This window comes from Pseudomonas sp. ZS1P83, from assembly GCF_054897825.1.
On record NZ_CM142706.1, the window covers coordinates 5,605,393 to 5,625,588 of the forward strand.

The 20,196-nt window shown below is 59.9% G+C and carries 19 protein-coding genes and 1 pseudogene; 11 read left to right on the forward strand and 9 right to left on the reverse strand.

Annotated elements, in window-relative coordinates; all coding sequences use genetic code 11:
* Positions 1-132: 132 nt before the first annotated feature.
* Together rph and ACYZT0_RS26275 are read left to right on the forward strand one after the other, a co-directional pair.
* The gene (gene rph / locus ACYZT0_RS26270) at positions 133-855 is read left to right on the forward strand and encodes a ribonuclease PH (RefSeq protein WP_010465211.1); all 723 of its coding nucleotides are present in this window, start codon (positions 133-135) and stop codon (positions 853-855) included.
* Positions 856-883: 28 nt separating this feature from the next.
* On the forward strand, positions 884-1,252 hold the full coding sequence (locus ACYZT0_RS26275; RefSeq protein WP_462043647.1) for a DUF4870 domain-containing protein: 369 nt from the start codon (positions 884-886) through the stop codon (positions 1,250-1,252).
* A 60-nt stretch (positions 1,253-1,312) separates the two neighbouring features.
* Here ACYZT0_RS26275 and ACYZT0_RS26280 read toward each other — a convergent pair whose 3' ends face one another.
* Positions 1,313-2,092, reverse strand: coding sequence for an exodeoxyribonuclease III (locus ACYZT0_RS26280; protein WP_007934608.1), 780 nt, complete (start codon positions 2,090-2,092; stop codon positions 1,313-1,315).
* Positions 2,093-2,174: 82 nt separating this feature from the next.
* On the opposite strand from ACYZT0_RS26280, the gene pyrE reads away from it, so the two are divergent.
* Complete coding sequence (gene pyrE / locus ACYZT0_RS26285) at positions 2,175-2,819, forward strand: orotate phosphoribosyltransferase (RefSeq protein WP_007894680.1); 645 nt, start codon at positions 2,175-2,177, stop codon at positions 2,817-2,819.
* A gap of 66 nt (positions 2,820-2,885) precedes the next feature.
* Here pyrE and ACYZT0_RS26290 read toward each other — a convergent pair whose 3' ends face one another.
* From ACYZT0_RS26290 to coaBC, 5 genes and pseudogenes are all read right to left on the reverse strand, one after another.
* A complete protein-coding gene (locus ACYZT0_RS26290) occupies positions 2,886-3,089 on the reverse strand; it encodes a hypothetical protein (RefSeq protein WP_282376221.1) in 204 nt (67 codons plus the stop codon).
* Between the two features lie 190 nt (positions 3,090-3,279).
* A complete protein-coding gene (argB, locus tag ACYZT0_RS26295) occupies positions 3,280-4,185 on the reverse strand; it encodes an acetylglutamate kinase (RefSeq protein WP_008007602.1) in 906 nt (301 codons plus the stop codon).
* Positions 4,186-4,210: 25 nt separating this feature from the next.
* Positions 4,211-5,614, reverse strand: a pseudogene (locus tag ACYZT0_RS26300) (phosphomannomutase/phosphoglucomutase); the annotation flags it as partial.
* A gap of 289 nt (positions 5,615-5,903) precedes the next feature.
* A complete protein-coding gene (gene dut, locus ACYZT0_RS26305; protein WP_462043648.1) occupies positions 5,904-6,359 on the reverse strand; it encodes a dUTP diphosphatase in 456 nt (151 codons plus the stop codon).
* 5 nt (positions 6,360-6,364) lie between these two features.
* A complete protein-coding gene (coaBC, locus tag ACYZT0_RS26310; protein WP_462043649.1) occupies positions 6,365-7,573 on the reverse strand; it encodes a bifunctional phosphopantothenoylcysteine decarboxylase/phosphopantothenate--cysteine ligase CoaBC in 1,209 nt (402 codons plus the stop codon).
* A 135-nt stretch (positions 7,574-7,708) separates the two neighbouring features.
* Between coaBC and radC the strand changes: the two genes are divergently transcribed.
* The gene (radC, locus tag ACYZT0_RS26315) at positions 7,709-8,383 is read left to right on the forward strand and encodes a RadC family protein (protein WP_462031254.1); all 675 of its coding nucleotides are present in this window, start codon (positions 7,709-7,711) and stop codon (positions 8,381-8,383) included.
* Between the two features lie 7 nt (positions 8,384-8,390).
* Here radC and ACYZT0_RS26320 read toward each other — a convergent pair whose 3' ends face one another.
* Positions 8,391-9,977 (reverse strand): ABC transporter substrate-binding protein, encoded by a 1,587-nt coding sequence (locus ACYZT0_RS26320; RefSeq protein ID WP_462043650.1) that lies wholly within the window; start codon positions 9,975-9,977, stop codon positions 8,391-8,393.
* 446 nt (positions 9,978-10,423) lie between these two features.
* Here ACYZT0_RS26320 and rpmB point away from each other — a divergent pair, with 446 nt between their 5' ends.
* Complete coding sequence (rpmB, locus tag ACYZT0_RS26325; RefSeq protein ID WP_007894701.1) at positions 10,424-10,657, forward strand: 50S ribosomal protein L28; 234 nt, start codon at positions 10,424-10,426, stop codon at positions 10,655-10,657.
* Between the two features lie 11 nt (positions 10,658-10,668).
* The gene (gene rpmG / locus ACYZT0_RS26330; RefSeq protein ID WP_007894709.1) at positions 10,669-10,824 is read left to right on the forward strand and encodes a 50S ribosomal protein L33; all 156 of its coding nucleotides are present in this window, start codon (positions 10,669-10,671) and stop codon (positions 10,822-10,824) included.
* 198 nt (positions 10,825-11,022) lie between these two features.
* Here the strand turns inward: rpmG and ACYZT0_RS26335 are convergent, their stop codons facing one another.
* Entirely contained in the window at positions 11,023-11,385 is a 363-nt protein-coding gene (locus tag ACYZT0_RS26335; protein ID WP_462043651.1) for a cupin domain-containing protein, read from the reverse strand.
* 249 nt (positions 11,386-11,634) lie between these two features.
* Between ACYZT0_RS26335 and ACYZT0_RS26340 the strand changes: the two genes are divergently transcribed.
* Both ACYZT0_RS26340 and ACYZT0_RS26345 read left to right on the forward strand, forming a co-directional pair.
* Positions 11,635-13,128: an aldehyde dehydrogenase gene (locus tag ACYZT0_RS26340; RefSeq protein WP_462043652.1), complete on the forward strand. Its 1,494-nt coding sequence runs from the start codon at positions 11,635-11,637 to the stop codon at positions 13,126-13,128.
* Positions 13,129-13,247: 119 nt separating this feature from the next.
* Complete coding sequence (locus ACYZT0_RS26345) at positions 13,248-14,393, forward strand: MFS transporter (protein ID WP_462043653.1); 1,146 nt, start codon at positions 13,248-13,250, stop codon at positions 14,391-14,393.
* Here ACYZT0_RS26345 and ACYZT0_RS26350 read toward each other — a convergent pair.
* Positions 14,390-15,958, reverse strand: a complete 1,569-nt coding sequence (locus tag ACYZT0_RS26350) for a phospholipase D family protein (protein ID WP_462043654.1) — start codon at positions 15,956-15,958, stop codon at positions 14,390-14,392. The two genes, ACYZT0_RS26345 and ACYZT0_RS26350, sit on opposite strands and share 4 nt — an antisense overlap.
* 282 nt (positions 15,959-16,240) lie before the next feature.
* On the opposite strand from ACYZT0_RS26350, the gene ACYZT0_RS26355 reads away from it, so the two are divergent.
* The 3 genes from ACYZT0_RS26355 to ACYZT0_RS26365 all read left to right on the forward strand — a co-directional run bounded on the left by ACYZT0_RS26355 (position 16,241) and on the right by ACYZT0_RS26365 (position 20,192).
* Entirely contained in the window at positions 16,241-16,891 is a 651-nt protein-coding gene (locus ACYZT0_RS26355; protein ID WP_462043655.1) for a DUF1120 domain-containing protein, read from the forward strand.
* Positions 16,892-17,067: 176 nt separating this feature from the next.
* Positions 17,068-17,772: a fimbria/pilus chaperone family protein gene (locus ACYZT0_RS26360; protein ID WP_462043656.1), complete on the forward strand. Its 705-nt coding sequence runs from the start codon at positions 17,068-17,070 to the stop codon at positions 17,770-17,772.
* Positions 17,772-20,192: a fimbria/pilus outer membrane usher protein gene (locus ACYZT0_RS26365; RefSeq protein WP_462043657.1), complete on the forward strand. Its 2,421-nt coding sequence runs from the start codon at positions 17,772-17,774 to the stop codon at positions 20,190-20,192. Before ACYZT0_RS26360 ends, ACYZT0_RS26365 begins: the two co-directional genes overlap by 1 nt.
* Positions 20,193-20,196: the final 4 nt, after the last annotated feature.

Here is a 20,196-nt window from a genome sequence, read left to right on the forward strand (position 1 = left end):
AAGGGCTGCAGGCCGTCGGTAAAGTGCTATTCAGGGCCTTCAGTCGTCGGGGGATTTTTTAGAAGTGCCCACTCGTGGCCCTGCGGCTCTATAATGCTCCGCAGTTTTCCGTCCCCCGTACAGGTATTCCCTATGAAACGTCCAAGTGGTCGCGCTGCCGATCAGCTCCGCTCGATCCGCATTACCCGCAACTACACCAAACACGCCGAGGGATCTGTACTGGTCGAGTTCGGTGATACCAAAGTCATCTGCACCGTCAGCGTCGAAAACGGCGTGCCGCGGTTCCTCAAAGGTCAAGGCCAAGGCTGGTTGACCGCCGAATACGGCATGCTGCCGCGCGCCACTGGCGAGCGTAACCAGCGTGAAGCGAGCCGCGGCAAGCAAGGCGGCCGCACCCTGGAAATCCAGCGTCTGATCGGCCGTTCCCTGCGTGCTTCGCTGGACATGTCCAAGCTGGGCGACGTCACCTTGTACGTCGACTGCGACGTGATCCAGGCTGACGGCGGCACCCGCACCGCGTCCATCACCGGCGCCATGGTTGCACTGGTCGATGCCTTGAAAGTGATCAAGAAGCGCGGCGGCCTGAAAGGCGGCGACCCGCTCAAGCAAATGATCGCTGCCGTTTCGGTGGGCATGTACCAGGGCGAGCCGGTGCTCGACCTCGACTACCTGGAAGACTCGGCTGCCGAGACTGACCTGAACGTGGTGATGACCAGCACGGGCGGTTTCATCGAAGTTCAGGGCACCGCCGAAGGCGCGCCGTTCCAGCCTGAAGAACTGAACGCTATGCTTGAACTGGCGAAGAAAGGCATGACCGAAATCTTCGAACTGCAAAAGGCCGCATTGGCCGACTGATCGGACCGCTCCACGCAAGGAGGACGCCATGAGTGACGAGCAAGAGCTGCTTCCCATCCCGAGCAAAGAGGTTCGGCAATGGGCGATGTTTTGTCACCTGTCCGCCTTGCTGGGGGTCTGGATTCCGTTCGGTACGTTGATCGGCCCGCTGATTCTCTGGCAGATGAAGCGCGAGATGGACCCGTTCATCGATGCACAAGGCAAGGAGGCGCTGAACTTTCAGATCACCGTCGCCATTGCCTCCGCCATCTGCTTGCTGCTGATGGTGGTGATCGTCGGGTTCTTCCTGTTCGGCCTGTTGGCGATCGGCGCGCTGGTGCTGACCATCATCGGTGGCGTGAAGGCCAATGAAGGGCTGCCTTACCGGTATCCGTTCACGTGGCGGTTGATCAAATAAATCGTTGCGCACAAAAAAGCCGACACTGATGTCGGCTTTTTTGTGTCTGCGAAAAGACGCTTAGATAGTCAGCGTCCAGTCGTAGTCCACGATCAGCGGCGCGTGCTGCGAGAACCGTGGCTGGCGAGGCAAACGCGCGCTACGTACGAAGCGGCGCAGACCCGGCGTCAGCAACTGATAGTCGAAACGCCAACCGAGGTTGAGCATTTCAGCCTGTTCGTTATCCGGCCACCAGCTGTACTGGTCACCTTCACGGCTGACTTCGCGCAGGGCATCGACATAGCCCATGTTGCCGACAATCTCGTCCATCCAGGCACGCTCAGGTGCCAGGAAGCCCGGGGATTGCTGGCTGTCACGCCAGTTTTTGATATCCAGCTTCTGTTGCGCCACGTACAGCGAGCCACAGTAAATGTACTCGCGACGTTTGCGTCGCTGTTTATCCAGATAACGGGCGAAATCGTCCATTAGCTTGAACTTCTGGTTCAAGTCTTCATCGCCATTCTGCCCCGAAGGGAGCAGCAAGGTCGCGATGCTGACCTTGTCGAAATCGGCTTGCAGGTAGCGCCCGTAGCGGTCGGCTGTCTCGAACCCGAGACCGCTGATGACTGCCTTCGGTTGCAGCCGCGAATACAAAGCCACGCCACCTTGGGCGGGAACTTCGGCTTCGCAGGCATAAAGGAAGTAGCCATCCAGTTGGAAGGCTGGATCGTCCAGTTCAAAGGCGGAGGCGCGGGTGTCCTGCAGGCAGATGACGTCGGCATTCTGTGCTTGCAGCCAACTGAGCAAACCTCGCTCCACTGCAGCCTGAATACCATTGACGTTCACACTGATGATCCGCATAAATGGCCCCAAAAATCGCGTGCGTGTATGATACACGGCGTCAACCTAATTAGCTAAATCCGTGGTATTTGGGGTTTTTTTCATGCAAGCGTATCAGCGCGATTTCATTCGTTTTGCCATCGATCGCGGCGTTTTGCGCTTCGGCGAGTTCACCCTGAAGTCCGGGCGCACCAGTCCTTACTTCTTTAATGCCGGCCTGTTCAACTCGGGATCGGCGCTTGCGCAGCTGGGTCGTTTCTACGCGGCAGCCATCGTCGAGAGCGGCATTTCGTTCGACGTCCTCTTCGGTCCAGCCTACAAAGGTATCCCTTTGGCGGCGACCACTGCAGTAGCTCTGGCCGAACATCATGGTCGTGATCTGCCATGGTGCTTTAACCGCAAGGAAGCCAAGGCCCACGGCGAAGGCGGCAGTCTGGTCGGCGCACCGTTGACCGGCGACGTGCTGATTATCGACGACGTTATCACCGCAGGCACTGCAATCCGTGAGGTGATGCAGATCATCGCGTCCCAAGACGGCGCCAAGGCTGCAGGCGTGCTCATCGCCCTGAACCGTCAGGAGCGTGGCAACGGCGAGTTGTCGGCGATCCAGGAAGTGGAGCGTGACTTCGGCATTCCGGTGATCAGCATTGTTTCGTTGAACCAGGTGCTGGAATTCCTGGCGGACGATCCGCAGCTCAAGCAGCATTTGCCAGCGGTTGAAGCCTATCGGGCTCAGTTCGGCGTCTAACAAAAAGGCCCTGTGAAAACAGGGCCTTTTTTGTTTTGGAGCCCTATTCAGGCTCCAATGTCGCCACTACTTGGTCGGATAAGGGTCGCGAACAGCATCGCCGCGTCCCGACAGAATGTTCCAGCCATTGAGCGAGTGAGTGCTCGGCTCGTAGTTCGGGCAGGGTGGAAGCGACGTCTTCGACTGGTTGGAATATGTGTGGCCGCAATCTGCGCAGGCATAGCTGCCTGCAGAAACGTCACTGCCGTAGGGAACGTGTTTTTTCTGCATAGGGAAGATCTCCTGTGGATACAGGGAAGATCCTAGGCGGATTGTTTTCTACGCGATGTCGGACGTTTCGCTGAGTTAGGTAAGGCATTTCCTTCGCGCATAAAAAAGATCGCAGACTTCGTCAGCTCCTACGGAATATTCGTACATCCGTGGGTGCTGCCGAAGGTTGCGATCTTTTGACGTTCTGGAATCAGTGACGCTTGCGATTACTGATCAAAGTACCCACACCGGTATCGGTGAAAATCTCCAGCAGAATCGCATTCGGCACCCGACCATCAATGATCAACGAACTGCCCACACCGCCCTGAACCGCTTCCAGCGCACAACGGATCTTCGGCAGCATGCCGCCGTAGATCGTGCCGTCGGCGATCAAGTCGTCGACCTGTTGGGTGGTCAGACCGGTCAGGACCGTGCCCGACTTGTCCATCAGGCCGGCTATGTTGGTCAGCAGCATCAGCTTTTCAGCTTTCAGCGCTTCGGCGACTTTACCGGCCACCAGGTCGGCGTTGATGTTGTACGACTCACCGTTGGCGCCAACGCCGATTGGCGCGATCACCGGAATGAAATCGCCTTTGACCAGCAAGTTCAGCAGGTCGGTGTTGATCCCGACCACTTCGCCCACCTGGCCGATGTCGATAATTTCCGGTTGGGTCATCTCCGGCGTCTGGCGGGTCACGGTGAGCTTCTTCGCACGAATCAGCTCGGCGTCTTTACCGGTCAGGCCGATGGCGCTGCCGCCGTGACGGTTGATCAGGTTGACGATGTCCTTGTTCACCTGGCCGCCGAGGACCATTTCCACCACGTCCATGGTTTGCGCGTCAGTCACGCGCATGCCATCGATGAAGTGGCTCTCGATCGACAGACGCTTGAGCAGGTCGCCGATTTGCGGGCCGCCGCCGTGAACCACCACCGGGTTAATGCCGACAGCTTTCATCAGCACGATGTCGCGGGCGAAGCCGGTTTTCAGCTCCTCGCTTTCCATCGCGTTGCCGCCGTATTTGATCACCAGCGTCTTGCCGACATAGCGGCGAATGTAAGGCAGCGCTTCGGACAGGACCTTGGCGGTGTTGGCGGCGGCTTCGCGTTCGAGGGTCATTCAGGGCTCCGGGTGCTTCAGAGGATCAAAACGGTAATTGGAGATCAGGTGCAACACGCTTCAACTGGACTTTGAAAACATCCTTGATGCGCTGCAATTCAGCCTCGTCATCGGCCTCGAAGCGCAGCACCAGCACCGGTGTGGTGTTGGAGGCGCGCACCAGGCCCCAGCCTTTGGCGTAGTCGACTCGCACGCCGTCAATGGTGGTCAGGTTGGCGCCTTCGCCCCATTTCGCGTCGTGCAGTGCATCAATGATGCTAAATTTGCTCTCTTCGGTCACATGGATATTGATTTCCGGCGTAGAAATATCGTTAGGGAAGGTCGCAAACAGCTCTTCCGCAGTGGATTTTTCTTTGCTGAGGATCTCCAGCAGACGCGCGGCGCTGTAAATGCCGTCGTCGAAACCGAACCAGCGCTCCTTGAAGAAGATGTGCCCGCTCATTTCGCCGGCCAACAGGGCGCCGGTTTGTTTCATTTTCTTTTTGATCAACGAGTGACCGGTCTTCCACATTAGCGGACGGCCGCCGTATTCCTTGATCAGCGGCGTCAGGCGACGGGTGCATTTGACGTCGAAGATGATCTCCGCGTCAGCGTTGCGCGCCAGTACGTCACGGGCGAACAACATCAGCAGGCGGTCCGGGAAGACGATGCTGCCGGTGTTGGTCACCACGCCGACGCGGTCGCCATCGCCGTCGAAGGCCAGGCCGAGGTCAGCGTTGGTTTCCTTGACCTTGGCGATCAGGTCCACGAGGTTTTCAGGCTTGCCCGGATCCGGATGATGGTTCGGGAAGTTGCCGTCGACGTCGCAGAACAGCGGGATGACTTCGCAGTTCAGGGCTTCGATCAGTTGCGGAGCAATCACGCCGGCCGCGCCGTTACCGCAATCGACCACAACCTTCAGGCGGCGGGCCAGTTTGATGTCCTGGACGATTTCGGTGTTGTAGCGGTCGAGGATCTCGACCTGGGTGATGCTGCCCTTGCCGCTGCTCAGGTTGTTGGTCTTGAGGCGTTCGTGCAGGGCCTGGATCTGTTCGTTGGCCAGGGTGTCGCCAGCGATGACGATCTTGAAACCATTGTAGTTCGACGGGTTGTGGCTGCCGGTGAGCATGACGCCGGATTTGCCTTCCAGCACGTTGGCGGCGTAGTACAGCGCAGGCGTTGGCACCAGGCCGACGTCGCTGACGTGGCAACCGGCATCGGCCAGGCCTTTGATCAGTTGCTCCACCAGTTCCGGGCCGGACAGACGACCGTCACGGCCAACGGAAACGTTAGGTTCATCCTGGGCCAGGCTCTGGGAGCCGATGGCGCGGCCTAACCAATAAGCGGTTTCAGCGTTCAAAAATTCCGGGACGGTGCCACGAATGTCGTAGGCGCGGAAGATGCTGTCGGGGAACTTGGGTGCGACTTGGGCTGGGCTGCTCATTACTGGAAATGCTCCATCTCGAAGGGTGGCTGGGCCTGCTGCGAAGAACTCGTCGACAGGCTCAAACTGAAGGGTATGACGGCGTTTTCCACTGAGAGTTCGTGGTGTGCAAAGGCCATGCCCCCAACATTAGCAAGTGATTGGCTGGCCAATGCCTTGATATTGGGCGGTAAACCTTCCAGATGAGCCTAGTGCAAATTGTGGCGAGGGAGCTTGCGCAGCACTCACAAAATCGGGGCTGCTACGCAACCCAGCGGGAGCAAGCTCCCTCGCCACAAGGTCGCCAGCTTTCCGATCAATGGCTGCCGGAATGCCCGAAACCACCAGCGCCGCGCTCGGTTTCAACGAACTCTTTGACCATCTCGAAGTGCGCTTGAACGACCGGCACCAAAACCAGCTGGGCCAAACGCTCGCCCACCACCATGTTGAAATCGGTCTGGCCACGGTTCCAGCACGACACCATCAGCGGACCCTGGTAATCGGAGTCGATCAGGCCGACGAGGTTGCCCAGCACGATTCCGTGCTTATGGCCCAGGCCGGAGCGCGGCAGAATCAGCGCCGCCAGGCCCGGGTCGCCGATGTACACCGACAGGCCGGTAGGAATCAGCAGGGTTTCGCCCGGCTTGATGACGGTGTCTTTTTCCAGCATGGCGCGCAGGTCGAGGCCGGCGGAGCCTGGTGTGGCGTACTGCGGCAGCGGGAAGTCGGTACCGATGCGGGGGTCGAGGATCTTGGCTTGCAAAGCGTGCATGTAAATTAAACCTGGTTCAGACGTTCGGCGATAAAAGTGATCAGCTGGCGGGCAATCTTGCTCTTGCTGGTCTGGGCGAAAAGTGTGGCGTGTAGCTGGCGGTCGATCACGCTGCAGGCGTTTTCTTCACTGTTGAAGCCAATGCTCGGGTTGGCGACGTCGTTGGCGACGATCAAATCGAGGTTCTTGTCTTTCAACTTGCGGGCAGCGTAATCGAGCAGGTGTTCGGTTTCAGCGGCGAAACCGACACTGAACGGACGGTCAGGGCGCGTGGCGATGGAGGCCAGAATGTCTGGGTTGCGCACCATCTGTAGCAACAAGCCGTCGCCGTTCGTAGGGTCTTTCTTGAGTTTCTGTGGGGCGACGACTTCCGGGCGGTAGTCCGCGACTGCCGCAGAAGCGATGAACAGATCGCAAGGGATCGCGGCTTCACAGGCGGCGAGCATGTCGCGAGCGCTGACCACGTCGATGCGCGTGACGCGATCTGGGGTCGACAGGTGTACGGGGCCGGTGATCAGCGTTACGCGGGCACCGGCTTCCACCGCAGCTTCGGCCAGGGCAAAGCCCATTTTTCCGGAGCTGTGGTTGGTGATGTAGCGCACCGGGTCGATGTTTTCCTGGGTCGGGCCGGCGGTAATCAGCACGTGTTTGCCGGTCAGCGCCTGGCGTTGGAAGCAGTCCGCGGCGCATTGGGCAAGGTCGGTGGCTTCGAGCATGCGGCCCATGCCGACGTCGCCACAGGCCTGGCTGCCGGAGGCCGGGCCGAAGACTTTCAAGTGGCGGCTTTCGAGCAGTTGCAGGTTGGCCTGGGTCGCTGGATCGCGCCACATGGCCTGGTTCATCGCCGGGGCAACGGCGACCACGGCGTCGGTGGCCAGCACCAGGGTGGTCAGCAGGTCATTGGCAATGCCTTGGGCCAGACGGGCGATCAGGTCCGCAGTGGCGGGGGCGATCAGCACCAGGTCGGCCCATTTGGCCAGCTCGATGTGGCCCATCGCGGCTTCGGCCGCCGGGTCCAGCAGGTCGAGGTGGACCGGGTGCCCGGACAAGGCCTGCATGGTCAGCGGGGTGATGAACTCGCTGCCGCCACGGGTCATGACTACGCGCACTTCGGCGCCCTGGTCGATCAGTCGGCGAACCAGGTCGGCGCTCTTGTAGGCAGCAATACCGCCACCGACGCCCAGAACGATGCGTTTCCGATACAGCCGCTGCATAGGTCTGCCTTTCAATTCGATGGTGGCTGCATGGCGATACCCCCTCCCCAGGGATGAAATCGCCAGCAAAAAAGATGGGCTACGATATCACAGCGACCGCTACGGAACAGCGGCGCCCACACACAGGGAGGTGCTATGAGTATTCGTGATTGGCCGGCGGCCGAGCGCCCGCGGGAGAGGTTACTTGAGTTGGGCTCTGGGAGTCTTTCGGACGCCGAACTGCTGGCGATTTTTTTACGAACCGGCGTGTCGGGTAAAAGCGCGGTAGATCTGGCGCGACACCTGTTGAATCAGTTTGGCAGCCTGCGCGCATTGCTCGAGGCCGATCAGGAAGCATTCAGCAGGCAATTGGGGCTCGGACCAGCGAAATTCGCTCAGTTGCAAGCGGTACAGGAAATGGGCAGACGGCATTTAGCCGAACGTGCGCGCCAAAAGTCGGCACTGGAAAATCCGCAGGCAGTTCGTGATTACCTGAAGTCGATGCTGCGCCACGAGCCTCACGAGGTGTTCGGGTGTCTGTTTTTGGATTCCAAGCATCAAGTGCTGGCCTTTGAAGCGTTGTTTCGCGGCTCTATCGACAGCACGAGTGTCCATCCAAGACAGGTGGTCAAGCGTGCACTTGCCCACAATGCTGCAGCGTTGATCCTCTGCCACAACCATCCGTCGGGCAACACCAACCCCAGTCAAGCCGACCGCACGCTGACCAAGCGCCTGCAAGAGGCGCTGGACCTGATCGATGTGCGGGTACTCGACCATTTCATCATCGGTGACGGCGATCCGCTGTCCATGGCCGAGTACGGGTGGATGTAGTCCAGACCTATTTCAGGTTGACCTTCGAGTAATCCTGACGACCAAACGGGCTTACCGCGTAACCCTGCACATCTTTGCGCGTCAGTGCGAAGGCGGTTGGGTGGGCCAGCGGCAGCCACAGTGCCTGCTGCTGGATCTGCGCCTGAGCCTGTTCGTAGAGCTTGGTGCGCACACCTTGCTCGCCGGTGGTTTTGCCGGCGCTGATCAGCTTGTCCAGGTCCTGGTTGCAGTAGCGGGCGAAGTTGGTGCCGGACTTGACCGCGGCGCAGGAAAACTGCGGTGTGAGGAAGTTGTCCGGGTCACCGTTGTCGCCGGCCCAGCCCATGAACAGCAGGTCATGTTCACCGGCCTTGGCGCGGCGAATCAGTTCGCCCCATTCGATTACCCGAATCTCGGCCTGAATACCGATTTCTGCAAGATCGGATTGAAGCAGTTGCGCGCCGAGGCTCGGGTTCGGGTTGAGCAGGCTGCCGGAAGGTCGGGTCCAGATGGTGGTTTGGAAACCATCCTTCAGCCCGGCCTTGGCCATCAGTGCCTTGGCCTTTTCGACGTCATGCGGGTAGCCCGGCAGGCCTTTGGCGTAGCTCCAGGTGTTGGGCGGGTACGGGCCATTGGCGGGCTCGGCGGTGTCTTCGAACACGGCTTTGACGTAGTTGGCCTTGTCGAACGCGAGGTTGATCGCCTGGCGCACTTCAGGCTTGTCCAGCGGCGGATGTTGGCTGTTGATGCCGACGAACGCGGTCATGAAGGCGTCGGTCTTTTCGACTTTCAGCGTCGGTTCTTTCAGTGCTGCCTGTACGTCCAGAGGCTTGGGCGACAGGGTGATCTGGCATTCGTTGCGGCGCAATTTCTGCAACCGCACGTTGGCGTCCGGGGTGATGGCGAAGATCAGCGGATCCACCGAAGGCTTGCCGCGGAAGTAGTCCGGGTTGGCCTTGTAGCGGATCGAGGCATCTTTCTGGAAGCGCGTGAAGATGAACGGACCGCTGCCGATCGGTTGGCTATTGAGTTTCTCCGGGGTGCCGGCCTTCATCAATTTGTCGGCGTACTCGGCGGAGTAAATCGAGGCGAAGCCCATGCTCAGTGTCGCGAGGAAGGTCGAGTCCGGGTGATCGAGGGTGAAGCGCACGGTCAACGGGTCCAGTGCGTCGATCTTCTTGATCAACGCCGGCAACTGCATCGACTGGGCGTGCGGGAAGCCGCTCTGGGCGACTTTGTGCCATGGGTTTGCCGGGTCGAGCATGCGGTCGAAGCTGAACTTCACGTCTTCGGCGGTCAGTTCGCGTGTCGGGCTGAAGTACTCGGTGCGGTGAAACTTCACCTGCGGATGCAATTTGAAGACGTAGGTCAGACCGTCTGGCGTGACTTCCCAGCTGTCCGCGAGGCTGGCGACCACTTTGCCGCTGGCGGTATCGAAGTCCACCAGACGGTTCATCAGCACGTCAGCCGAGGCGTTGGTGGTGGTCAGTGAGTTATATTGCACCACGTCGAACCCTTCCGGGCTTGCCTCGGTGCAGACGCTCAGCGCGGCGGCATGGGCCAATGGGCTCAGCAGAAGAGGGGCGAGCAACAGCGGTAGGGCCGCGAGGCGCATGGTCGGATTCCTTTACAGATCGAAGCCCATCTGCAAGTGCAGTCTGGAAAAGGCTTACCCTAGTGGGCTCTTTTGCAAATGACTATCCCCTTTTTCATTTTAAGGGGACTATAGGCGACTGTTTTCCGTGAGTGCGGGCTGAGAAAAATCCTGGATTGGCGTGTTGGCCGATTCTCTGCGACGAGCGGTCTCTATCGACGACAGCCTTTATCCAAGGCGCTCGGAGCCAGAAAAGTGGGGTTTTTATCAACTCAACGCACACGGAATGTTGTTGCTCTCTAGTCTTTCTGGTATAAAGCAGCGCTCTTTTCTAGGGGCCCGGTTCCTTCACTTGTAGGTGTAGCCGGTAAGACCTCTAAAGAAACGCGGCGCCTGGCGCCAAATGACTGAGAGATTAAGCGGCCAACCCATGCCGGGTTGGGCATGTGGTTTTAGAGGGCTGAGGCATGTCGAGAGTATGTCAAGTTACCGGTAAGGGTCCGGTGACTGGGAATAACATTTCCCACGCAAACAACAAAACCCGTCGTCGTTTCCTGCCGAACCTGCAGCATCACCGCTTCTGGGTTGAAGAAGAGAAACGTTTCGTGCGTCTGCGCGTATCTGCCAAAGGCATGCGTATCATCGACAAGCGTGGCATCACTGTCGTGCTGGCCGAAATCCGCAAAGCTGGCAAGATCTAAGGGAGATAATCATGCGTGAATTGATTCGTTTGATCTCGAGCGCCGGTACTGGTCACTTCTACACTACCGACAAGAACAAGCGCACTACTCCGGACAAAATCGAGATCAAGAAATTTGATCCGGTTGTTCGCAAGCACGTGATCTACAAAGAAGGCAAAATCAAGTAATTGATTTTTCCCTCTTACGAAAAAGGCCCGTATCGCGAGATACGGGCCTTTTTTGTTGCCTGTGGGTTATGCGTTGCCTGTCAGTACGCCTTCGCGGGCAAGTCGAATCGTCGCACCGCTCGCTCCTACGGTGAATCGCGTCCGTTCTGTAGGAGCGAGGCTTGCCCGCGAAGAGGCCGGCCCAGCTAACACAAGTCCTCAAGCCTTCTGTTCAAACGCCACATAGATTTTGCGGCACGGCTCCAGCACTTCCCAGGTGCCGCGGAACCCGGCCGGGATCACGAAGCGATCACCCGCACGAAGGGTCTTGCCATTGCCTTCGTTGTCGCGCAGCACTGAAACGCCCTGAATGATTTCGCAGTATTCATGCTCGGTGAAGTTCACATGCCACTGGCCAACAGCGCCTTCCCAAACCCCTGCGTTCAATTGGCCGCAGGGGCTGTTGTAGTGGTTGTAAACCACTTGTTCGGGGTCACCTTTCAGGATCTTGGCCTGGTCCGGTCTATAGCGCTCAGGCTCAGTGGTGGCCTGGTTGAAGTCGACGATGTCCTGGATGCTCATTGTTGTAATCCCCCGTGATTGCGGCGCGAGTGGCTGGAAAGGTGCTGGAAGGCCCAAAGTCTATGTTTATTAAAATGAACACTGCAAGGCCGTTTGCCGACCTTATGTCAAATATATTGAAACAACCCCGGCCACTGGTTTAGGGTGGCGGTTGCCTTGGGCCGAAAAAGCAGGCTGGCCGGGCAGAATTCCTGAGGGCGCCCACGAAGAACGCGGCGCGCTCGTATTCAACAAGAGGAGGACACTCGTATGACCACCCTGACTCGTGCCGATTGGGAACAACGGGCTCGCGATTTGAAGATCGAAGGCCGGGCCTACATCAATGGCGAATACACCGATGCTGTCTCCGCCGAGACCTTCGAGTGCATCAGCCCGGTCGATGGCCGTCTGCTGGGCAAGATTGCCAGCTGTGACGCCGCCGATGCCCAGCGCGCTGTTGAAAATGCCCGCGCCACCTTCAATTCCGGCGTCTGGTCGCGCCTGGCGCCGACCAAACGCAAAGCCACCATGATTCGTTTCGCGGGCCTGCTGAAACAGCACGCCGAAGAGCTGGCCTTGCTTGAAACCCTGGACATGGGCAAGCCGATCAGCGATTCCCTGTACATCGACGTTCCCGGCGCGGCTCAAGCCCTGAGCTGGAGCGGTGAAGCCATCGACAAGATCTACGACGAAGTCGCCGCGACCCCGCACGATCAGTTGGGTCTGGTCACTCGCGAGCCGGTCGGCGTTGTCGGCGCCATCGTGCCGTGGAACTTCCCGCTGATGATGGCCTGCTGGAAACTCGGCCCGGCGCTGTCCACCGGTAACTCGGTGATCCTCAAACCGTCCGAAAAATCCCCGCTGACGGCTATTCGCATTGCTGCGCTGGCCGTTGAAGCCGGTATCCCGAAAGGCGTGCTGAACGTCCTGCCAGGTTACGGTCACACCGTTGGCAAGGCCCTGGCCCTGCACAACGACGTGGATACCCTGGTGTTCACCGGTTCGACCAAGATCGCCAAGCAATTGCTGATTTACTCTGGCGAATCGAACATGAAACGCGTCTGGCTCGAAGCCGGCGGCAAGAGCCCGAACATCGTGTTCGCCGATGCTCCGGACCTGCAAGCTGCCGCTGAATCGGCTGCCGGCGCCATCGCCTTCAACCAGGGCGAAGTCTGCACCGCCGGCTCGCGTCTGCTGGTGGAGCGGTCGATCAAGGATACATTCCTGCCGCTGGTGATCGAAGCCCTCAAAACCTGGAAACCAGGGAACCCGCTGGACCCGGCGACCAACGTCGGCGCGCTGGTGGATGCCCAGCAAATGAACACCGTGCTGTCCTATATCGAGTCCGGCCACACCGACGGCGCCAAACTGGTGGCGGGCGGCAAGCGCATTCTTCAGGAAACCGGTGGCACCTATGTTGAGCCGACCATTTTCGACGGCGTCAGCAATGCGATGAAAATCGCTCAGGAAGAAATCTTCGGCCCAGTGCTGTCGGTGATTGCTTTCGATACCGCCGAAGAAGCCATCCAGATCGCCAACGACACCCCTTACGGTTTGGCCGCCGCGGTGTGGACCAAGGATATTTCCAAGGCTCACCTGACCGCCAAGGCACTGCGCGCCGGTAGCGTGTGGGTCAACCAGTACGACGGCGGCGACATGACTGCCCCGTTCGGTGGCTTCAAGCAGTCCGGCAACGGTCGCGACAAGTCGTTGCACGCGTTCGACAAGTACACCGAGCTGAAGGCGACCTGGATCAAGTTGTAAAACCTGTGGGAGCACGTTTGCTCCCACTGTAGATCCATCTCGCAGCCGGGCTTTCCGCAAGGAAGGTCCGGCTGTGTTGTCTCTGCAACTGAAAAACAATATCCACAGGAGCGTGGGAAATGCGTTGGGCGACTTATTTCGCCGTGTTGGCGTCTGTCTTGAGTGTCGGCCTGGCCCTGGGCGTCAGCATGCCGCTGGTGTCGTTTCGCCTGGAAAGCTGGGGTTACGGCTCCTTCGCCATCGGCGTTATGGCGGCGATGCCCGCCATTGGCGTGTTGCTGGGGGCCAAGATCTCCAGCCATCTGGCCGCACGTCTGGGCACAGCCAACCTGATGCGTCTGTGCCTGTGGGCCGGGGCGTTGTCCATCGGTTTGCTGGCGCTGTTGCCGAGCTATCCGATTTGGCTGGTATTGCGGCTGATGATCGGGGTGATCCTGACGCTGGTCTTCATCCTCGGTGAAAGCTGGATCAACCAACTGGTGGTCGAGCAATGGCGCGGGCGATTGGTGGCGCTGTATGGCAGCAGTTATGCACTGAGTCAGTTGGCCGGGCCGTTGCTGCTGGGCGTTGTGGGCACCGAACACGATTATGGATTCTGGGTCGGCGTCGGTTTGCTGACGGCGGCACCGTTCGTGTTGTTGGGTCGCAGCGGCGCCCCGACCAGCGAAGCCTGCAGCGTGACCCTCGGCGACTTGCTGGGGTTCTGCCGTGGCTTGCCGGCGATTGCCTGGGCGGTGTCGCTGTTCGCGGCGTTCGAAGCGATGATCCTGACCTTGTTGCCGGTCTATTGCCTGCGTCAGGGCTTCACGACGGAAATCGCTTTGGCGATGGTCAGCACGGTAGTGGTGGGTGATGCGTTGCTGCAATTGCCGATTGGCGCGCTGGCTGATCGCTTGTCACGACGTACGTTGTTCAGCGGGTGTGCGGTGGTCCTGCTGATTTCGAGCCTGGCCATCCCATTGTTGATCGACACGTTGCTGATTTGGCCGTTGTGGGTGTTGTTCGGTGCCAGTGCCGGCGGTTTGTTCACCTTGTCACTGATCCTGATCGGCGAACGCTATCGCGACGATGCACTGGTGCGCGCCAATGCGCATATCGCGCAGCTGTGGGGTATCGGTTGTCTGATCGGACCGTTGGCGGCCGGTGCTGGCAGTCAGTGGATCAGCGGGCATGCGTTGCCGCTGTTGATGGCGGCAGGCGCGCTGGGGTTGGTCATTCTGCTGTCGCGCCAAGGCGCGTTTGGCGCGGTGACCGAACCGGCCTAGAGCATCCGCTCCAGGCCGACGGTGGTGCTCATCCACGCATTGAAGCGCCGCCACCAGCTTGCGGGTTCCTTGGTCAGGGTGTGCAGTTTGCCGTCATCTTCAGTGACCCAGACAATCTGGTCATTCTCAAGCTTGGCCTGATAACTCAGGGGTGGCGCCATGCCCTGCATCGCTAATTCGCGAACGCGCGCGGCGAGTTCCGGGCTGTCTACCAGCACCCCGACTTCGGTATTCCACAGCACCGAGCGCGGGTCGAAATTGAACGAGCCGATGAAAGACTTCTGCTGGTCGAAGATCATCGCCTTGCTATGCAGACTTGATTCGGAGCCGCGGTAGGACTTGCTGGAGAACAGATGGGGCCCGCTGCCGCCGCCTTCGCCAGGCTGGCGACGCAATTCGAACAACTTCACGCCATGCTCCAGCAGTGCCTTGCGATACGGCGCGTAACCGCCATGCACCGCCGGCACGTCAGTGGCTTCCAGTGAGTTGGTCAGCAATTTCACCGACACCCCGGCATCGGCGCGCCCGGTCAGGTACACCAGCCCCGGCTGGCCGGGTACGAAGTAGGCCGAAATCATGATCAGCTCTTTGCTGACGCCATTGAGCTCGGGCGCCAGCTGCGTGGTCAGCAGCAACTGCGGGTCTGGCTCGCCGTCGGCCAATACCTTGCTCGGCGCGTCCCACAGCGCCTGGTTCCAGGCCCAGATCAACTCCCGACGCCAGATGTCCAGGCGCGGGTGGGTGGTGTAGGTCATCAACTGCTGGTAGAGCGCGTGATTCTGTTTGCGCGTTTCCTCAAGCGATTCCTCCAGTCGGGTCCGGGTGTTTTCCAGGTCCTTGGCCGTCGGTTTGCTCGAGAGGAACTCGTCGATCGGCTTGCTCAGCGCACTGTTCCAGTATTGGTCGAAGCTGTGCCCCAGCTGCTCGGCGACCGGGCCGACGCTGAGCATGTCGATGTCAGTGAAATTCAGATTGGGTTCGGCATCGAAATATTCGTCCCCCAGATTGCGCCCTCCGACGATAGCCACGCTGTTGTCCGCCAACCAGAGCTTGTTGTGCATGCGTCGGTGCTGCTGCGAGAGGTTGAGCAACCGTCCTACCGTTCGTGTCACGCCGGTGCTGCGGCCCAGATGCAATGGGTTGAACACACGGATCTGGATCTGCGGATGCGCCGCCAGAGTGGCAATAATCCAATCCAGACCATCGCTGGTGGTGTCGTCGAGCAGGATGCGCACACGCACCCCGCGATCGGCAGCCTTTAGCAGTTCGCCCACCAGCATCCGTGTGCTGATGCCGTCGTGAACGATGTAGTACTGCAAATCCAGGCTGCTTTGGGCGTTACGGATCAGCTCGGCGCGGGCGGTGAAGGCCTCGGTGCTATTGGGCAGCAGGCGAAAGCCGGATTGCCCCTCATGGGGCGCGGCCTGAGCCTGGATTGAGCGACCGAATGCCGAACTGGCCGCCGGCAATGCCTGGCTGGGCTCACGGGAGACGTCGAGGCTCGCACAGCCATTGAGCAGCAAGGCGAGTAAAAGAGCGAAGGGCAGGGCTGGACTGACTCTCAAAGCGGATCGTCTCAGGTGATTGCAAAGGTCGAAGTATGGCACGTCATTGTGATTCATCGCTTTTGCAAGACGTGAAGTCTCTGGTTGTCGGACGGTTCTCCGTGAGCCCTCAGAAACTACAACGCCTGTAGATAAAACCGCATTGATTTCCCTTTGTTTCCTACATAAACGTCCTACAAAACCCGGAATGATGACTGGGCATCGGATGCGGTAGCAGGCAGCGGTTTTTTCCTTGCGCGGCCCGTGCGCCCATGTTTCCAGCTATCTCACAGGTAATTGATTATGAAGAAGTTTTATTGGGTAAGCGTTTTGGCCGCTGCACTGGCGCCTATGGCGGTGCAGGCAGCCAGCGTTGATCTGACGGTCTCCGGCACGGTCATCCCGACATCGTGCATTCCGGCCTTTGCCGGCGGTAACAATGTCGATCTGGGTCGAATCTTTTCCGCCACCTTGAGCCCTACCGCGCAAAACAATCTGCCGTCACGGGATATCACCCTGAAAATTGCTTGCGATGCGCCGGCTGCGGTGGAAATCGCCGTCACCGATAACCGTGGCGCCACCAAGGTTGCGGGTCTGACGTTCAATGGCCGGACCAGCGACGCTCTTTACTACGGCTTGGGCAGTACTCAGGGTGTCGGTATCGGTGGTTTCGGACTGTTGACTGGACAGCCTTTGACCGACGGCAATCCGCAGACTTTCCTGGTGCGTTCGCCGGCCAACCCGGTGTGGCGTGTTCCGGTCAGTGGATTGATGTCCAATGCGCCGACCTCTTACTCTTGGGGGCCGAGTGCGACGGCAGGCCCGGCTGCAGCCCGTCTGCACACCTTCCCGATGAAAGTGGCAGCGGCCATTCGCGCCACCTCCGAGCTGCCACCGACCACCGACGAGTTCCTGCTCGATGGTTCGGTCACCTTTGAGGTGTATTACCTCTGAGCCGACGCAGCCACTGCGTCACTGTGCTCTGAACCTGCCTGATTGACGGGGTTTGCCTGGCGCGAACCTGGGTGGCGGCTTGCCTGAAAAACCGTCATCGACAGGCGTCATTGCATCACCGGGTATCGGCTGGCGCTGTGTTTAACAGCATCGGTCGATGCCTTCTGGAGACTTTCATGTACCCCTTTAAATCCTTCAAGGTGCTCGGCGCCGGCGCCGTTTTGTGCCTGTCGTTCACGAATCCGAGCATGCATGCCGCCGGAATGACCCCCGAGACGCCAGTGGTGGTAATCGACCAGGCGTTGGGCGAGGCAACCCTGAACGTCAGGAACTCCGACGACCAACCGGCGTTGCTGTACAGCTCCATCGAGCATATCGCCGAGGACAATGAGCCTCTGTTGTTGCTGAACCCGCCAGTGGCGCGCGTCGAACCGGGTCAGAGCCAGCAAGTTCGGTTTATCCTGCGTAGCGCCAAACCCCTGGAAACCGAACGGCTCAAGCGTGTGGTGCTGGAAGGCATCAAGCCTCGGCAGAATGCGAGTGATGCACACGTCAGCCTGGGGATCCGGCAGAACATCCCGGTCATCCTGCGTCCGGCCAATCTCCCGGTAGAGCGCATGCCCTGGAAACGGTTGGTCTGGACGGGCGCCGGCAATCGAGTGCGGGTCAGCAATCCCAGTCCCTATGTGGTACGGCTGGCCAGGTCAGTGAACCTGATTCCCGGTGGCGCGACGCTGGACCTGGGGCGCACCTATATCCTGCCAGGAGAGGTGCTGAGCCTCAGCGCGCCGTCGATCCTGGCCACCCATGTACGGCTATTTCCCGCGACAACCTATGGGTTTGCCGTCGGCAACTACGATGCGCCGCTGAGTTTGCAGTAGTGAGTCATGGCAGCGGTTGGAGTCTGGCCGGTGGCTTTGCCCTTGTCATGTTGGTGATGGACAACGCCTGGGGTGAGGCACCTACCGAGTTCGACCAGTCAGTGCTCAAGGCACGTGGCATTGATCCGAAAGTCGCGGAGTACTTTGGTCGCGCGCCACGCTTTTCGGCAGGGCGCAATCGAGTGGCGCTGCAGGTCAATGGCGCACCTTCGGGACACGTCGTGGCGACCTTCGATGCGGACGGGCAATTATGCTTCGATTCAAATCTGCTTGATCAGGCCGGGATTGCCGCGCCATCGGATCTGCCCTCAAGCGCTGACAGTGCGCAGTGTTTACGGGCCATTGATGGTCTGGCGGGGGTGCAGGTACAGCTGGCCCCGGGCAAACAACAAGTGCAGCTGTTGGTGCCAACCGACCTGCTGCTCCCGTCAGCGCCGCACCCGCGAACCTGGGCCTCGGGTGGTATGGCCGGGTTGCTCAACTATGACGCGCTGGTGCTCACCAGTTCTGCCTCCCGGCAATCCAGCCAGTTTCGCAGTCTTGGCACCGAGTTGGGCTTCAACGCCGGCGATTGGGTGGTGCGCAGTCGGCAAAACTACACCTCGTTTCAGGGCGTAGAGCGTTTTGAAACGCTTTACACCCAGGCCTCGCGTACCTGGGAGCGTTTTCAGGCCAACGTGCAACTGGGCCAGCTCAACATGCGTTCGTCGCTGTTTGCCGGAGAAGCGTTTACCGGCCTCCAGATCCTCCCGGAAACGGCCCTCGCGTTTCGCAATGGCGAAGGCCTGGGGGCCGGGACGGCGGTGCAAGGGCTGGCCTATTCGCCGGCGCGGGTCGAGGTGCGCCAGAGTGGCGTGGTGATCTACACCACCCTCGTCCCCAGCGGGCCGTTCACCCTGCGCGACTTGCCGTTGCTCAGCAATCGACTTGACCTTGAGGTCAGCGTCTTCGAAGAGAGCGGCGAACAGCGCGACTTCCGCGTACCGGCGGCCAACGTACGCCCCGTCAGCGTCGGGACGTTGCCGGGCTATGGGATCGCGGCAGGCAAGGTCCGACGGTTTGACGGGGAAGAGCGCGATGCGCCGTCTTTCTTTGCCGTGAGCAAGGACTGGCAGTGGGGGCCTGCGACTCAGTTAAGTGGCGGGTTGATGGGCGCTGGTCAATACCAATCCTTGGGTTGGGGTGTGCAGCAGGCGCTGACGCGAAGGTCGGTGGTGAGTTTCCAGCAGCTGAGTTCGCGTACGCCACAAAGCGGTCAGGGCCGAGAACTGCACGCCACGTTCAGCACGGCACTGGGTGCCGGGTTGTCCGCCAGCCTGGCGGCTAGTCAGCGCAGTCAAGGGTTTCGACATCTGGCCGACACCGGACTGGCGTCTGTTGCCGATGACTTCGATAGTCGCTCTGAGCGCCAGTGGGGTGCGTCGTTGAGCCATTCCAACCCGCTATGGGGAGCGTTTTCCGGATCGTTGACGCGGTATACCGTGGGAGGCGGGCAGGATCGTTTGCGCGTCAGCACCTCGTGGTCTCGGGCGTTCAGTGGTGCAAACCTGTCGTTGAGTGTGCAGCGCGACAGCGGTGACGACGCCCGTGGCACGGGCCTCTATGCCAGCCTCAGTCTGCCCCTTGGGCGCAACCGAAGCCTCAATACCTACGGGCGCCACGATGAGCGAAGCGGACTGCGCACCGGCGCCCGTTATACAGAACAGATCAGCGATACCCTGGGCTACAGCCTCGGTGCAGACCGTTCTGACAGTGGTCAGACGGATTTCAACGGGCGCCTCAATGCCTTGCCCCGTTACACCAGCGTTGACCTAGGTTATTCGCGCAGTGGCGTTGGCGCCAAAAGTTACGACCTCTCGCTACGCGGCGGCCTGGCAATCCATGAAGAAGGGCTGACGCCGTCACCCTATCCGTTGCGTGACACCTTCGGCCTGCTCAAAGTCGGCGATGCTGCCGGGGTCAAGGTCAGCACGCCCCAAGGCCCGGTCTGGACCGATGGCGGCGGGCGGGCGGTGGCTGCGAGCCTGCCGGCCTACCAAACCAGTCGTATCGAAATCGACACCGTCAGCCTGCCGCGTCACTTGGACGTGCTCAACGGCTATCAAGAAGTCGAAGCCGGACGTGGCGCAGTACCACGACTGGACTTCAGCGTGGGTTCCGTGCGCCGGTTGATGCTGCATGTGCGTACGGCCGAGGGCGACTGGGTGCCCAAAGGCGCATCGGTTCATGGCAACCAGGGCGAGTACCTGACCAGCGTGGTGGACGCCGGCTTGGTGTACCTGGCTGATGCGCCGGACGAAGTTCGACTGCAAGTGATGCTGCCTGATAATCGGCCCTGTCATCTTGAACTCGACACCGCCGGGCTTCCCGAATCGTCCTTGCCTTACGCAACCGTCGAGGTAGTTTGCCGGGCGGGGTAGGACT

Coding starts and splice junctions, on each gene's coding strand:
- ACYZT0_RS26360 (WP_462043656.1), top strand. CDS start 17,068: ATGTACCCCTTTAAATCCTTCAAGGTGCTCGGCGCCGGCGCCGTTTTG.
- ACYZT0_RS26320 (WP_462043650.1), bottom strand. CDS start 9,977: ATGCGCCTCGCGGCCCTACCGCTGTTGCTCGCCCCTCTTCTGCTGAGC.
- ACYZT0_RS26335 (WP_462043651.1), bottom strand. CDS start 11,385: ATGAGCATCCAGGACATCGTCGACTTCAACCAGGCCACCACTGAGCCT.
- dut (WP_462043648.1), bottom strand. CDS start 6,359: ATGCACGCTTTGCAAGCCAAGATCCTCGACCCCCGCATCGGTACCGAC.
- ACYZT0_RS26355 (WP_462043655.1), top strand. CDS start 16,241: ATGAAGAAGTTTTATTGGGTAAGCGTTTTGGCCGCTGCACTGGCGCCT.
- ACYZT0_RS26280 (WP_007934608.1), bottom strand. CDS start 2,092: ATGCGGATCATCAGTGTGAACGTCAATGGTATTCAGGCTGCAGTGGAG.
- ACYZT0_RS26275 (WP_462043647.1), top strand. CDS start 884: ATGAGTGACGAGCAAGAGCTGCTTCCCATCCCGAGCAAAGAGGTTCGG.
- rpmB (WP_007894701.1), top strand. CDS start 10,424: ATGTCGAGAGTATGTCAAGTTACCGGTAAGGGTCCGGTGACTGGGAAT.
- ACYZT0_RS26340 (WP_462043652.1), top strand. CDS start 11,635: ATGACCACCCTGACTCGTGCCGATTGGGAACAACGGGCTCGCGATTTG.
- coaBC (WP_462043649.1), bottom strand. CDS start 7,573: ATGCAGCGGCTGTATCGGAAACGCATCGTTCTGGGCGTCGGTGGCGGT.
- argB (WP_008007602.1), bottom strand. CDS start 4,185: ATGACCCTCGAACGCGAAGCCGCCGCCAACACCGCCAAGGTCCTGTCC.
- pyrE (WP_007894680.1), top strand. CDS start 2,175: ATGCAAGCGTATCAGCGCGATTTCATTCGTTTTGCCATCGATCGCGGC.
- ACYZT0_RS26345 (WP_462043653.1), top strand. CDS start 13,248: ATGCGTTGGGCGACTTATTTCGCCGTGTTGGCGTCTGTCTTGAGTGTC.
- radC (WP_462031254.1), top strand. CDS start 7,709: ATGAGTATTCGTGATTGGCCGGCGGCCGAGCGCCCGCGGGAGAGGTTA.
- rph (WP_010465211.1), top strand. CDS start 133: ATGAAACGTCCAAGTGGTCGCGCTGCCGATCAGCTCCGCTCGATCCGC.
- ACYZT0_RS26290 (WP_282376221.1), bottom strand. CDS start 3,089: ATGCAGAAAAAACACGTTCCCTACGGCAGTGACGTTTCTGCAGGCAGC.
- rpmG (WP_007894709.1), top strand. CDS start 10,669: ATGCGTGAATTGATTCGTTTGATCTCGAGCGCCGGTACTGGTCACTTC.